Raw genomic sequence first — 12,079 nt, forward strand, 5'->3', positions numbered from 1 at the left:
GATGAAGTCTGATAAACAATCGTTTACCCTCAGTTGGTTTTTCAAATGGTTTTTGAACCGTAAGAGTGTGACTATTCTTTTAGTCAGCCTCTTGTTTTTTCTGAATTTATTGGTTTTCACCAAAATTAGTTTTTTATTTGAGCCGGTCATTGGTTTTTTGACCATTGTCATGTTGCCGCTGGTGATTTCTGCTTTGATTTACTATTTGCTGGATCCGATTGTCTTGTGGTTAGAAAAGCAGGGACTATCGAAAGTTTGGGCAATTACCATCACCTTTATCGGTGTGATTATCTTAATGATTTTAGGTATTGCTAGTATCATTCCGATGATCCAGGCACAGTTGGGCGCTTTTTTCAGTAATTTACCGAACTATATTGAAACCGTTGAGAGTCAGGTGACCAGTCTGTTACAAGACGATCGTTTTGAAGCCTTACGACCTCAACTAGCAGATATCGTTGACACCGTCGGTCAAAAAGCTATTGAGTATGTCCAGACCTTCTCAAAGAATGCTGTCGACTGGGCCAGCAATTTTGCTTCTGCAATTGCTAAAGTAACGGTTGCTGTCCTCATTGCACCATTTATCATTTTTTACCTCTTGCGTGATGGCAAGCAACTAAAAGACAAGATTGCCGCTTTTTTACCGACAAAGATGCGGCAACCAGCTCGCCGTGTCCTGTCTGATATTAACAAACAGTTGGCGGGTTATGTACAAGGGCAAGTGACGGTTGCCATCGTTGTTGGTCTGATGTTTTCAGTCATGTTTAGCCTTATCGGGTTACCGTATGCCATCACCTTTGGGATTCTAGCTGGCATACTTAACATGATTCCTTATCTAGGGAGTTTCCTAGCCATGGTTCCTGTTGTGATTCTCGGTTTGGTTGAAGGCCCCTTTATGCTGATTAAAGTGCTTCTGGTTTTTGTGATTGAGCAAACCATTGAGGGGCGCTTTGTGACACCTTTGGTCTTGGGGAATAAGCTGAGCATCCATCCGATCACCATTCTTTTCGTGTTGTTAACAGCAGGGTCTATGTTTGGTCTTTGGGGTGTGTTGCTTGGAATTCCGCTCTATGCTTCCGTTAAGGTGATACTCACTGAGGTGTTCAACTGGTACAAGATTGTTAGTGGGCTTTATCAGGAAGAGGTAACAGATGACCAATAGTGAAAAAATGATTGCCTGTCTAGATCAGCAGGACTTGCGTAAAGCAGATAAGTATTTTCAACGTGCCTTGGCAGATGACAGTGACGATGTGCTGCTAGAGTTGGGTGAGTATCTAGAAGCGATAGGGTTTTATCCACAGGCTAGACAGGTTTATGAGCAGTTATCAGAACAATACCCACATGTTAACTTGAGCCTAGCCCAGATTGCCTACGAAGATGGGGATACAGATTTGGCCTTTGACTACCTCACTCGTATAGAGGAAGATAGTGATGACTATATCAGTGCTTTGCTAGTTATGGCAGACCTCTATGACAGCGAAGGGCTAACGGATGTCGCAAGGGACAAGCTTGTCTTGGCTAGTCAATTAACTGATGAGCCCTTGGTGATTTTTGGCTTGGCAGAGCTAGAATTTGCACTTGAAGATTACAGCTCTGCGATTTCCCATTACGCTAAACTTGATAATCGCCTTTTGTTAGAACAGACAGGGATTTCGACTTATGAACGAATCGGTCGTGCCTATGCCAGCTTGGGACAGTTTGAGGCGGCAATTGAGTTTTTGGAAAAGGCTCTGGAGATTGAGTACGATGGGCAGACCAATCTTGAGCTGGCAACGCTTTATTACGAGACTAATGACACGCAACGAGCCTGTCTTTTATTCAAGCAATTAGAAACCCTTAGCCCAGAGATAGAAGGCTACGAATACCCCTATGCACTCTCTTTAGAAGCAGAAGGTCAATTTTCTGAGGCGCTTAGACTGGTGCAACAAGCCCTGCGTAAAAACGCTTTTGACACACAGCTCTTACTTCTAGCATCGCAATTGTCTTATGAGTTAGCAGATGCGGTGCAGTCTGAAACTTACCTCAAAGAGGTGCTGGCTCTTGATGAGGACAATGAGGAGGCAAAACTCCGCTTATCAAATCTTTATTTGGAGCAGGAAAGGCATGAAGAGGTTGTTGGCTTAGGCTTAGAGACAAGTGACCACCCGTTGACCTTATGGCAGTTAGCACAAGCCTATGTGGCTTTAGATCGAGAAGATGAGGCTTTGGTACTTTATGACCAGACTTTTGCTGATCTTTCTGATAATCCAGATTTTCTCTTGGCCTATGCTTATCTTTTACGTCGTCTAGGAGACTTGGAAAAAGCTAAAACAATCTTGCAGACTTACCTTAGGTTGATTCCTGATGATTTAGCAGTTGAGGAGTTGTTGAGCGATTTGTCCTACGGAGAATAGGAAAATTTGCTGGTGACTGGACTAAAAATATTTCACAAATGAGCATATTCTTTTTCTTATTGGCCATATTTCGTTATAATAGAATCGGAAAGAGGAAGAGTATGTATCAAGTTGTAGAGCTTTATGGGGCATTTGAACCCTGGTGGTTTTTAGATGATTGGAAGGATGATATTATCAAGGTTCAGCATTATGATACCTTTGATGAGGCCATGAGTGCTTTTAAAAAGCAATGGACCCATCTGCGGGTCAGTCACCCATTTTATAAGAGTCGGGCAAGTCTTTTGGCGGCTTTTTGGGATACTAAACACCAAACGTGGTGTGATGATTGTGAAGAATCATTACAAGAATACCACTCCCTAGCCCTCTTAAAAAACTGGGAAGAGCTACCAGAAGACGAGCATCAACAGCAATATGAACGCCGAAACGATTCCGTACGCCCTCTATCAGCATGTCAATTAAAAAAGATTGGTTAAGGCCAATCTTTTTTTGCTTGCTTACGAATAACTAGTCAGGAGGGCTTATGGTACAGGATATAGCAAAACGCCTCATTGAAGAGGGGAGAGAACGGCAAGCACAGGATATTTATCTGATTCCACGACAGGATGATTACGATATTTTCATGCGAATTGGAGATGAGCGACAGTTTTTTGGACAAGAAAAGGCAGCTCTGATGGCGAGTGTCATCAGCCACTTCAAATTCGTCGCTGGGATGAATGTCGGAGAGAAACGTCGAAGTCAACTTGGTTCTTGTGATTATGATATTGGAGAGGGCAAAATAGTTTCTCTACGATTGTCAAGTGTTGGTGATTATAGAGGTCTAGAAAGCCTAGTTATCCGCCTGCTCTTTGATGGTAAACAAGAGTTAGCTTATTGGTTTGATGGTCTGGAACAGGTTAAGTCTGTTGTCGGTCGTCGAGGGCTCTACCTCTTTGCAGGACCGGTTGGTTCTGGAAAAACAACGCTCATGCATCAGCTCGTCAGTGAAAAGTTCGCAGGGCAACAGGTTATTTCTATTGAAGACCCTGTCGAAATTAAGGAAGACCGTTTTTTACAGCTGCAACTTAATGAGAGCATTGGGATGACCTATGATAATTTGATCAAATTGTCACTACGCCATCGTCCAGATGTGCTCATCATCGGTGAAATCAGGGACACAGAGACCGCTCGAGCAGTGGTGAGGGCTAGTCTAACAGGCGCTGTTGTTTTATCAACTGTTCACGCTAAGAGTATCTCAGGTGTCTATGAACGCCTGTTAGAGCTGGGGGTTAGTCCTCAGGAATTGAGCAATTGCTTGGCTGGGGTTTGCTACCAACGCCTAATCGGGAAAGGAGGTTTAATTGACATTGCAACAGAAAACATTGCCAACCACGACCCAAGTCGTTGGAACCAGAAAATTGATGACTTGGTTAACCAAGGATATCTCACTGAGCAACAAGGTCGGGTCGAAAAAATTATCGCTTAGGCAGCAAAAAAAGTTGATTCAGCTCTTTCACAACCTCTTATCTAGCGGGTTTACCTTGACCGAGATGGTTGATTTTTTAGAACGGAGCAGGTTACTAACGTCTGTGTATACTGACCAGATGCGGCAATCGCTACTGGAAGGAAAATCAATGGCCCAGTTGCTGGCTGATTTGGGATTTTCAGATGGTCTGGTGACCCAGCTGGCCTTAGCCGATGTCCACGGCAACACACAAAAGAGTCTAGCAGGATTGGAAGATTATCTGGAGCAAGTGCTCATCGTTCGTAAAAAACTCATCGAAGTAGCGACTTACCCACTCATGCTCCTGGCTTTTCTCGTCCTTATCATGTTGGGCTTAAAGAACTACCTCTTGCCACAGCTGGAGGGAGAAAACCTAGCGACAACACTGATCAACCATTTTCCTCTTATTTTTCTAGGGATAATGGCAGGGCTGGCGTTTAGCGGGCTACTGCTCAGCTATTTTGCTAAAAAAATAGACAAAATAAGTCTCTACAGCAAGTTATGTAAGATACCCTATCTGGGGCAGTTTATCAGCCTTTACCTGACCGCCTACTACGCCAGGGAATGGGGGAACCTTATCGGACAAGGGTTGGATTTGGCGCAGGTGGTTCAGATCATGCAAGATCAAAAATCTCAGCTTTTTCAAGAGATTGGTCTGGATATGCAGCGGGCTTTATTAGCTGGACAAGCCTTTCATGACAAGGTTTTAAGCTATCCCTTTTTTAAGCGAGAATTGAGCTTGATGATCGCCTACGGAGAGGTAAAATCGCGCTTGGGTCAGGAACTTGAACTTTATGCTAAGGAAACTTGGAAGACTTTTTTTCACAAACTCAATCAAGCTAGTCAGCTGATTCAACCTCTGGTCTTTCTATTTGTTGCCCTGATGATTGTCATGATTTATGCGGCCATGCTCTTACCGATTTATCAAAATATGCCAAGTTTTTAAGGAGAATATACCATGAAAAAATTAGTGAAAACCATTCATAACAAATCCGTTAAAGGATTTACATTAGTTGAAATGCTTATTGTTTTGCTTATTGTGAGCGTATTACTGCTTCTTTTTGTGCCTAACCTCAGCAAGCAAAAAGAAAAAATCGAAGCATCTGGGGGACGTGCGCTCGTTAAGGTTGTTGAAAGTCAGGCTGAAATGTATGAAATGGGCTCTGCTAATAAGGCTAGCTTATCAGCTTTAGTCGCAGAAGAATTTATCACTCAGGATCAGGCGGACAACTATGTTAAATATGTGTCAGAACATCAAGTGGCTCAAAACGTGCCGAACTAAAGGATTTACTCTTCTTGAAAGTTTACTGGTCCTGTTTATGATTAGTTTATTGGTGCTTAGCCTATCAGGCGCGGTCAATCAGACCTTTCAAGCAATGCAGACAAAATTATTTTTTATGCATTTTGAGCATCTTTATCAGGATAGCCAACAGCTGAGCCTGAGTCAGCAAGCTACGCTTCAGTTAAACTTAAGTGGTCGACAAATCACCAATGGCTATCAAACCTTATCGTTACCTGAGGAAGTGACCTTGGTCACGGAGCGGCAAATTGAATTTTCGACAGCGGGTGGAAACTCGTCTCTAGCGAAAATAGTTTTTCAAACAAAACAGCAGCAGGTGACCTATCAACTGTATATAGGGAGTGGTAAATATAAAAAAACAATTACAAGCTTACATTCTCCTTGAGAGTTTAATAGCACTCGGGGTGTTGGTTACAATCGCTAGTCTTATTGTCGGTCAGCTGGGGCAGCATCAGGCTGTGGTTGCCCAACGTCTACACCAACAAGAGGTACTAAATGTCGCTACTATGGCTGTCCAGACAGGACAATCCAGTTTAAGCTTGAATGGCATCAGTGTACAGGTGTCACGAACGAGCAGCAGTATTACCGTTTATAGTGAGGGCAAGGAGGTGATGAGTCTCGCTAAAAACTAGGGTTAAAGGGTTTACGCTTTTAGAGTGTTTAATCGCTTTATTAGTGATTGCAGGGAGTTTATCCATTTATCAGGGATTGACCAAATTGCTAAGCAGTCACACCAGTTACTTAACCGTCAATCATCAGGACAATTGGCTTCTCTTTTGCCAGCACTTGCGTGTAGAATGGCAAGGTGCAACGTTTGATAAGCTGGAAGGCAACCGACTTTATCTGACTAAGGAGGGGCAAGCGCTTAGTTTTGGAAAATTTCGCTCAGACGATTTTCGTAAAAGCAACGCCGACGGTCGGGGTTATCAGCCCATGCTCTTTGGTGTCAGCTCGGCAGACTTCAGCCAGTCAGGAGAAGTCGTCACTTTGCAGGTGACTTTTGATACGGGCTTAGAAAGGACCTTTGTTTATGCTTTTGACAAAACGCCTTAAAGCCGGTATCTTACTCTATGCGCTTTTTATGGCCGCTGTCTTTGCCTTGCTATTACAGTTTTACATCAGCCGTGTGCAGGTCACTGCTCAACTACAGTCCCAGCAATACCAGCAAGCGCAAGCCAGCTTAATGGCAGAGCTGACCAAGGAATTGGCAGATAAAGCCTCGGGCTCTTATCAGTTTGCTCAAGGGAGTACCAGCTACACTCATCAGAGTAATTACCTCGTTGTTAGTGTCAATCTATCTCAAGGGAATACCTATCATTACCGATTTTTCAAACTAGAGTTGCCAGACAAAAAAGATAGCAAAGAAACCCCTAAAGAAAATGATAAAGAAGTAACGGCTGTTCTCAACGACTCAGACCAAAGTATTGACAAAGTAGAATCAATAAAAGAAACAGAAGTTGACGCGTCAACTTCTGTTTAAGACTATTTTAGCTCTGCAATGGTTTCAAGGACATGTTCAACGGTAAAGCCGTAGTTGTCGATAACCGTTTGAGCTGGCGCTGAGGCACCAAATTTGTCGATACCGATGACTGCGCCATCTAGACCGACATACTTGTACCAGCCTTGGGTCGCTGCCATCTCGATGGCCACACGGCGGCGGATGGCGTTTGGCAGGACAGATTCTTTATAGGCGGCATCTTGAGCGTCAAAGAGTTCGGTCGATGGTACGGATACCACACGCACCTTGCCACCTTCTTCTGCCAAGACCTTGGCCGCTTTGACCGCCAGATTGACCTCTGAACCAGAAGCTATCAAGATCGTATCAAAGTCACTGCCTGTCTCATAAACCACATACGCTCCTTTAGACACTTTGCCAAAGTCTGTGCCCTCTTCCACGGTCAAGTTTTGACGGGTCAAGACAAGGGCAGTCGGTGTCTTGGTGCTGGTAAGAGCATGGTGCCAAGCAGCCTGGGTCTCACGGGCATCCGCTGGACGAATGACTGTCAAGTTTGGCATAGCACGCAGACCTGCCAAGTGCTCAATCGGCTCATGAGTTGGTCCATCTTCGCCGACAGCAATCGAATCGTGTGTAAAGACATAGGTCACTGGCAATTCTTGGATAGCAGACAGGCGGATAGCTGCCTTGACATAGTCAGAGAAGACAAAGAAGGTACCACCGTAGACCCGCAGACCACCATGAAGCGCCATACCGTTCAAGATTGTCCCCATAGCAAACTCACGCACCCCAAACTGAATGTTGCGGTTGAGAGGATGGTTCTTATCCTGCAAGCCGTCTGCCTTGATATAGGTCATGTTGGAATGTGCCAAGTCAGCTGAACCACCGAGGAAGGTTGGCAAGACCGCAGCTGCGGCGTTGAGAGCATCTTGTGATGAGTTACGAGTGGCTTGAGAGAAGCCATCCTCATAGACAGGGAAGTCTTTTTCTGTGATGGTCACAGGCGCTTGACCTGCGACGATCGCATCAATCTCTGCTGCTACTTCTGGGTAGGCTGCCTTGTAGTCTGCGACCAATTTTTCCCAAGCGTCATAAGCCGCTTGACCACGATCAGCGACATTTGTCTTGAAGTCCGCATAGACATCTGCTGGCACTTCAAATGGCGCATAGTCCCAGCCGAGGTTGGCACGAGTCGCAGCCGTTTCATCTGCCCCTAGAGGTGCACCATGGACAGCATTGGTGCCACCCTTGGTTGGCGCACCATGACCGATAATGGTCTTCACCTCGATCAAAGATGGCTTGCCTGCTGTTTTTGCTTGGTCAATAGCAGAGCTGATCGCTGCGAGGTCTGTACCGTCTTCGACGAGAGCTGTATGCCAGCCATAAGCCTCATAGCGGGCACGGATATTTTCAGAGAAGGCATCCTTGGTCTCACCGTCCAAGCAGATATCGTTGGAATCATAGAGGACAATCAGCTTGTCCAAGCCTTGGTGACCAGCATAAGACGCTGCCTCAGCCGACACCCCTTCCATGAAGTCGCCATCACCTGCAATAACATAGGTGTAGTGGTCAAAGAGTGGGAAGCCGTCTTTGTTGTACTTAGCAGCAAGGAAACGCTCCGCTTGAGCAAAACCAACCGCTGTCGAAATCCCTTGACCAAGAGGACCAGAGGTGGCATCGACACCTGAGGTATGGGTGACTTCTGGGTGACCAGGGGTCTTTGATCCCCACTGACGGAAGTTTTGCAGCTCTTCGATGGACAAGTCTGCATAGCCTGACAAGTGCAAGAGCGCATACAACAGCATAGAGCCATGACCAGCTGATAAAACAAAGCGGTCACGGTTGATCCAGTTTGGCTGGTTTGGTGTGATGCGCAAGTGCTGGGTAAAGAGGCTGTAAGCCATCGGTGCTGCCCCCATCACTACTCCAGGGTGACCAGAGTTGGCCTTGTTAATGGCATCAATACCTAAAAAACGAATCGCATTGACTGATTGAATTGACATAGATTCCTCCCTTTGTCTGTTTGAAAACGTGTACTTAACTATTATACCATAATTTCAGAAACTATCTGCATTTTTTGGAAAAAATACCCGCACATGGTGCGACATGGGCGGGTAGAAACTATTCGTCTGCAAGTCATCTAATCAGAAGGTGTTGAACTGCTTTCTGACGTTTCGGCGTCACTGGCCTTAGTGGTTGGTTCTGGCGGAGGTGGTGGATTTAATTCCAAATAAGTTGGAGCTTGGAAGAGGCTTTGCGTTGATTTCTGACCTAACTGGCTGTAGAGGCTCTTCGATTGTTTCCCCAGCTCTTGCTCGATAGCAATCAAGCGCTCAAAACTGTCGATGTAAGAAATAGCGGAAATATCCACTTTTGGTAAGTCATTTCCCGTATAAAAACGCAACAAATCACCTGTCTGCACCTTGTCACTCATGCTTAATTGTTGCTTAGCCGCATCGCGAATCTCCTGAACGCGCACGGAAGTAGTGTCGTCAGGATTGGTGATTTCTTCACCGGTCTCTGTTTTATAAATTTTACCAGCGTAGCTCGTATAATCAGGTGCAATCACATGGTTAGATGTCCTGAAGGCAACAATCTGCTGGTTGTCTTTAGAGAGCAGGTCTTGTCCAAGCTGGATAAAGGCTTGGTTATCAATGCCCATCAGGTGCATCAAGGTCGGCAGTGCGTCAACTTCCCCACCGAAAGTCTGGCTAATAAAGCCCTTATCCATGCCAGGAATGTGAATCATGAATGGGACACGTTGCAACATAGCGTTATCATAATCTGTCCAAGTCTCTGGGTTCTTACCAATGAGGCTAGCTAGTTCTGTGTTGCGTGAATTTGAAATACCGTAGTGATCCCCGTACATCACGATAATCGAGTTGTCATAGAGCCCTGAAGCCTTGAGGTAATCAAAGAAGGCCTTGATTGACGCATCGAGGTAGTTAGCTGTCGCAAAATAACCATTGATGGTATCGTCTTTTGTTTTGGCTAAAGGAAATCCAAGCTCATCTCCTGAGAGGTTTTGATAAGGGTAATGATTGGATACAGTAATAAATTTGGTGTAGAACGGTTGTTGAAGCCGTTCTAAGTATTTGATGGAATCCGCAAACATGACCTTGTCATTGAGACCGTATTGGAAGGAATTTTCCTGGGTTGCCTTGGACATGTAGGATTGGTCAAACCAATAATCGTAACCCCACTGTTTATACACACTGTTGCGGTTCCAAAATGTACCGATATTACCATGAAACACGGCGCTGGTATAATTGCCCAGTTCCCCTAAAATATGAGGGGCAGCCTGCTGGGTATTGTCGCCACCGTATTGGACAAAGTAAGAACCCTGATTTAGCCCGAACAGAGATAACTCCATTAGGGTCTCAGAATCAGAGGTTTTACCAGCCTTAACCTGATGGAAAAAATTAGCAAAGGAGAAGGTTTGCTGGTCATGATAGAGGCTGTTGAGAAAGGGAGCAACTTCGTGTTCAACACCGTCAATAGGTAGTTTGTAATCAATCAAAAACTGCTGGAAACTCTCCAGATGAAGGACGATGACATTTTTGCCTTTAGCCAGCCCAAAGTAGTCAGGGTTTGGTTTTACCTGATGCTGTGCCACATAGTCAGCCACTATAGCCATGTCTGCTGGGTCAGCTTCTGAGCGGATTTTTTGCGTCTTGTAGGTTTGATTCCCATCGTAACCGAGAAAGGCAGGCAGTCCTAAGGCCCTGACCACATAGGTGTTGGAAAAGCCACGACTGAGCAGTTCTGGTCGGTCGATTTCCGCTAAAAAGAGATTGATGGAAAAGAGCAGAGCAGAAAAAGAGGTCACTGCTATGGCAAACCGATTATTCAAGGGTCTAGGATCTAGTGGAAATATTTTCTTGCGCCAAGCGTAAACGAGGAAAAATACATCAAGCAAATAGATAATGTCCCAAGGCCTAAAAAGATTAAGTGCGGCATCGCCCAGCCCTGCAGAGACCTTGCTGGTTGCTAGCATCGTTGTAATCGTGATAAAGTCTGAGAATTCCCTGAAATAAATAGCGTTTGCGACTAGTAACAGATTGAGCAAACCATAGAGTCCTAACAGGGTTCCGTAAAATGCCTTGGTCTGTTTAACATAGAGTGCTATTCCAAGAATTAACAATGACAAAGGAATAGGGTTGATGAGGGTTAAAAAAAGCTGATAGGGATTTTCTAAACCCAAATGAAAGTCAATATGATAGGCCCACATGCTTTTTAGCCAATAAAACCCAATCAATACCGCCAGAAATCCCAGACGAAAGCTCAAGGTATGATAGAACTTTTGACGTAATGTTTTCAAATAAGAGCCCCCTTACTTAAGATAATCATGAGTCAGAACCACAAGGACTGCAAATGAGCACATTTGGTCTGTCCTTACTAAAGTTCTTCAATCTTATCCAATTATACCATAAAAAAACCTTGCCTGCTTATCGAGGGCAATGCCAGTGGTAAAAATGTCGCTTTTCTGGTACAATGGTTTCATGTCTAAACTGTTTGTCAGCCCTAGTGCTGAAAAGAAAATATTGTCAGGTGTACAAGTCTTAGAGGGACAAGATTTGTTGACCGCAGATTTGCCAGAGGGGTTAGTGACTCTCTACAGTAATCGCGAGAAAAAGTTAGCAAGCGCTTATCTGTCACCACAACAGCGGGGGATTGGCTGGGTATTGCCACAAGCACCTGTTCAGCTTGATAAAGCTTATTTTGCGTCCCTGTTTGAGGCAGCAAAGGTTAAACGACAAGTCCTTGAGTATTCTAACTTGACAACAGCCTATCGTTTGTTTAACCAAGATGGGGATTGCTTTGGTGGGCTAACGATTGATCGTTACGGTGACTATGCTCTTTTTTCTTGGTACAATTCCTTTGTTTATAGCTTAAAAGATGTGATTGTGTCAGCTTTTCTTGAGGTCTTTCCAGACCTGATTGGGGGCTACGAAAAATGTCGCTTCCAAGGGGCAAGCCACATTTCAGCACATGTCTACGGTCAGGAAGCACCAGAACAATTTACCATACTGGAAAATGGTGTCAGCTATAACGTGTTTTTAAACGATGGTTTGATGACGGGGGTTTTTCTCGACCAGCATGAGGTTCGAGGAGCTCTGGTAGATGGCTTGGCAGCGGGCAAATCAGTGCTCAATATGTTTTCCTATACGGCTGCTTTTTTCTACCATTTGTCAAGTCTATCAAGGTTTTAGAGAAAAAATAATTTTCATACAGTCATCAAAATAGGGAAGTGACCTTACTTTACACTAAAGATTTACATAAAAAGTGTATACAAAACCAACACCTTATTTTGTGATTTTTGAAATAAGGTGTTACAATAATATGGCATAAACAATTTTACTGATTTTGGGTTAAAGTGTAATCGTAAAGTTTGTTATGCATAATGAGGTAATACATTGTCCGAATGAGACGATGTATGGAGGCAATCGTGT

General features: G+C 44.4%; 11 protein-coding genes and 2 pseudogenes. 11 read left to right on the forward strand and 2 right to left on the reverse strand.

The genetic code is table 11. The features are described 5' to 3' along the window. The first annotated feature begins 1 nt into the window (after position 1). The 10 genes and pseudogenes from A3GW_RS0103845 (at position 2) to comGG (ending at position 6,650) form a co-directional block, all read left to right on the forward strand. Positions 2-1,159 carry an AI-2E family transporter gene (locus A3GW_RS0103845; protein ID WP_018368003.1) on the forward strand — a complete coding sequence of 386 codons (1,158 nt, stop codon included), beginning with the start codon at positions 2-4 and terminating at the stop codon, positions 1,157-1,159. Beyond that, complete coding sequence (locus tag A3GW_RS0103850) at positions 1,149-2,390, forward strand: tetratricopeptide repeat protein (protein WP_018368004.1); 1,242 nt, start codon at positions 1,149-1,151, stop codon at positions 2,388-2,390. The genes A3GW_RS0103845 and A3GW_RS0103850 overlap by 11 nt, the downstream gene beginning before the upstream one ends. A 101-nt stretch (positions 2,391-2,491) precedes the next feature. After that, positions 2,492-2,863: a DUF1033 family protein gene (locus A3GW_RS0103855; protein WP_018368005.1), complete on the forward strand. Its 372-nt coding sequence runs from the start codon at positions 2,492-2,494 to the stop codon at positions 2,861-2,863. A gap of 47 nt (positions 2,864-2,910) precedes the next feature. Then, positions 2,911-3,852 (forward strand): competence type IV pilus ATPase ComGA, encoded by a 942-nt coding sequence (gene comGA / locus A3GW_RS0103860; protein WP_018368006.1) that lies wholly within the window; start codon positions 2,911-2,913, stop codon positions 3,850-3,852. Then, positions 3,788-4,816 (forward strand): competence type IV pilus assembly protein ComGB, encoded by a 1,029-nt coding sequence (gene comGB, locus A3GW_RS0103865; protein ID WP_083907109.1) that lies wholly within the window; start codon positions 3,788-3,790, stop codon positions 4,814-4,816. Before comGA ends, comGB begins: the two co-directional genes overlap by 65 nt. Positions 4,817-4,840: 24 nt before the next feature. Next, positions 4,841-5,152 (forward strand): competence type IV pilus major pilin ComGC, encoded by a 312-nt coding sequence (gene comGC, locus A3GW_RS0103870; protein ID WP_026216583.1) that lies wholly within the window; start codon positions 4,841-4,843, stop codon positions 5,150-5,152. Positions 5,153-5,189: 37 nt separating this feature from the next. Continuing rightward, complete coding sequence (gene comGD / locus A3GW_RS0103875; RefSeq protein ID WP_018368009.1) at positions 5,190-5,555, forward strand: competence type IV pilus minor pilin ComGD; 366 nt, start codon at positions 5,190-5,192, stop codon at positions 5,553-5,555. Further along, positions 5,512-5,802, forward strand: coding sequence for a competence type IV pilus minor pilin ComGE (gene comGE, locus A3GW_RS0103880; protein WP_026216585.1), 291 nt, complete (start codon positions 5,512-5,514; stop codon positions 5,800-5,802). Before comGD ends, comGE begins: the two co-directional genes overlap by 44 nt. Beyond that, positions 5,792-6,223, forward strand: a pseudogene (comGF, locus tag A3GW_RS10770) (competence type IV pilus minor pilin ComGF); the annotation flags it as partial. The gene comGE and the pseudogene comGF, both read left to right, overlap by 11 nt. Beyond that, positions 6,201-6,650 carry a competence type IV pilus minor pilin ComGG gene (gene comGG / locus A3GW_RS0103890; RefSeq protein ID WP_018368012.1) on the forward strand — a complete coding sequence of 150 codons (450 nt, stop codon included), beginning with the start codon at positions 6,201-6,203 and terminating at the stop codon, positions 6,648-6,650. The pseudogene comGF and the gene comGG, both read left to right, overlap by 23 nt. 2 nt (positions 6,651-6,652) lie before the next feature. On the opposite strand, the gene tkt is transcribed toward comGG, so the two are convergent. Next, the gene (gene tkt, locus A3GW_RS0103895) at positions 6,653-8,629 is read right to left on the reverse strand and encodes a transketolase (protein WP_018368013.1); all 1,977 of its coding nucleotides are present in this window, start codon (positions 8,627-8,629) and stop codon (positions 6,653-6,655) included. A gap of 137 nt (positions 8,630-8,766) precedes the next feature. Further along, positions 8,767-10,947 carry a sulfatase-like hydrolase/transferase gene (locus tag A3GW_RS0103900; protein WP_018368014.1) on the reverse strand — a complete coding sequence of 727 codons (2,181 nt, stop codon included), beginning with the start codon at positions 10,945-10,947 and terminating at the stop codon, positions 8,767-8,769. 181 nt (positions 10,948-11,128) lie between these two features. Between A3GW_RS0103900 and A3GW_RS10775 the strand changes: the two are divergent. Then, positions 11,129-11,806: pseudogene (locus tag A3GW_RS10775) on the forward strand (class I SAM-dependent methyltransferase); the annotation flags it as partial. Positions 11,807-12,079: the final 273 nt, after the last annotated feature.

The organism is Streptococcus entericus DSM 14446 (assembly GCF_000380025.1).
Lineage (GTDB): Bacteria > Bacillota > Bacilli > Lactobacillales > Streptococcaceae > Streptococcus > Streptococcus entericus.

Excerpts from the sequence above, each read along its gene's own strand:
- A3GW_RS0103845 (WP_018368003.1), top strand. The coding sequence starts at position 2 with ATGAAGTCTGATAAACAATCGTTTACCCTCAGTTGGTTTTTCAAATGG.
- A3GW_RS0103850 (WP_018368004.1), top strand. The coding sequence starts at position 1,149 with ATGACCAATAGTGAAAAAATGATTGCCTGTCTAGATCAGCAGGACTTG.
- A3GW_RS0103855 (WP_018368005.1), top strand. The coding sequence starts at position 2,492 with ATGTATCAAGTTGTAGAGCTTTATGGGGCATTTGAACCCTGGTGGTTT.
- comGA (WP_018368006.1), top strand. The coding sequence starts at position 2,911 with ATGGTACAGGATATAGCAAAACGCCTCATTGAAGAGGGGAGAGAACGG.
- comGB (WP_083907109.1), top strand. The coding sequence starts at position 3,788 with ATGACTTGGTTAACCAAGGATATCTCACTGAGCAACAAGGTCGGGTCG.
- comGD (WP_018368009.1), top strand. The coding sequence starts at position 5,190 with ATGATTAGTTTATTGGTGCTTAGCCTATCAGGCGCGGTCAATCAGACC.
- comGG (WP_018368012.1), top strand. The coding sequence starts at position 6,201 with ATGCTTTTGACAAAACGCCTTAAAGCCGGTATCTTACTCTATGCGCTT.
- tkt (WP_018368013.1), bottom strand. The coding sequence starts at position 8,629 with ATGTCAATTCAATCAGTCAATGCGATTCGTTTTTTAGGTATTGATGCC.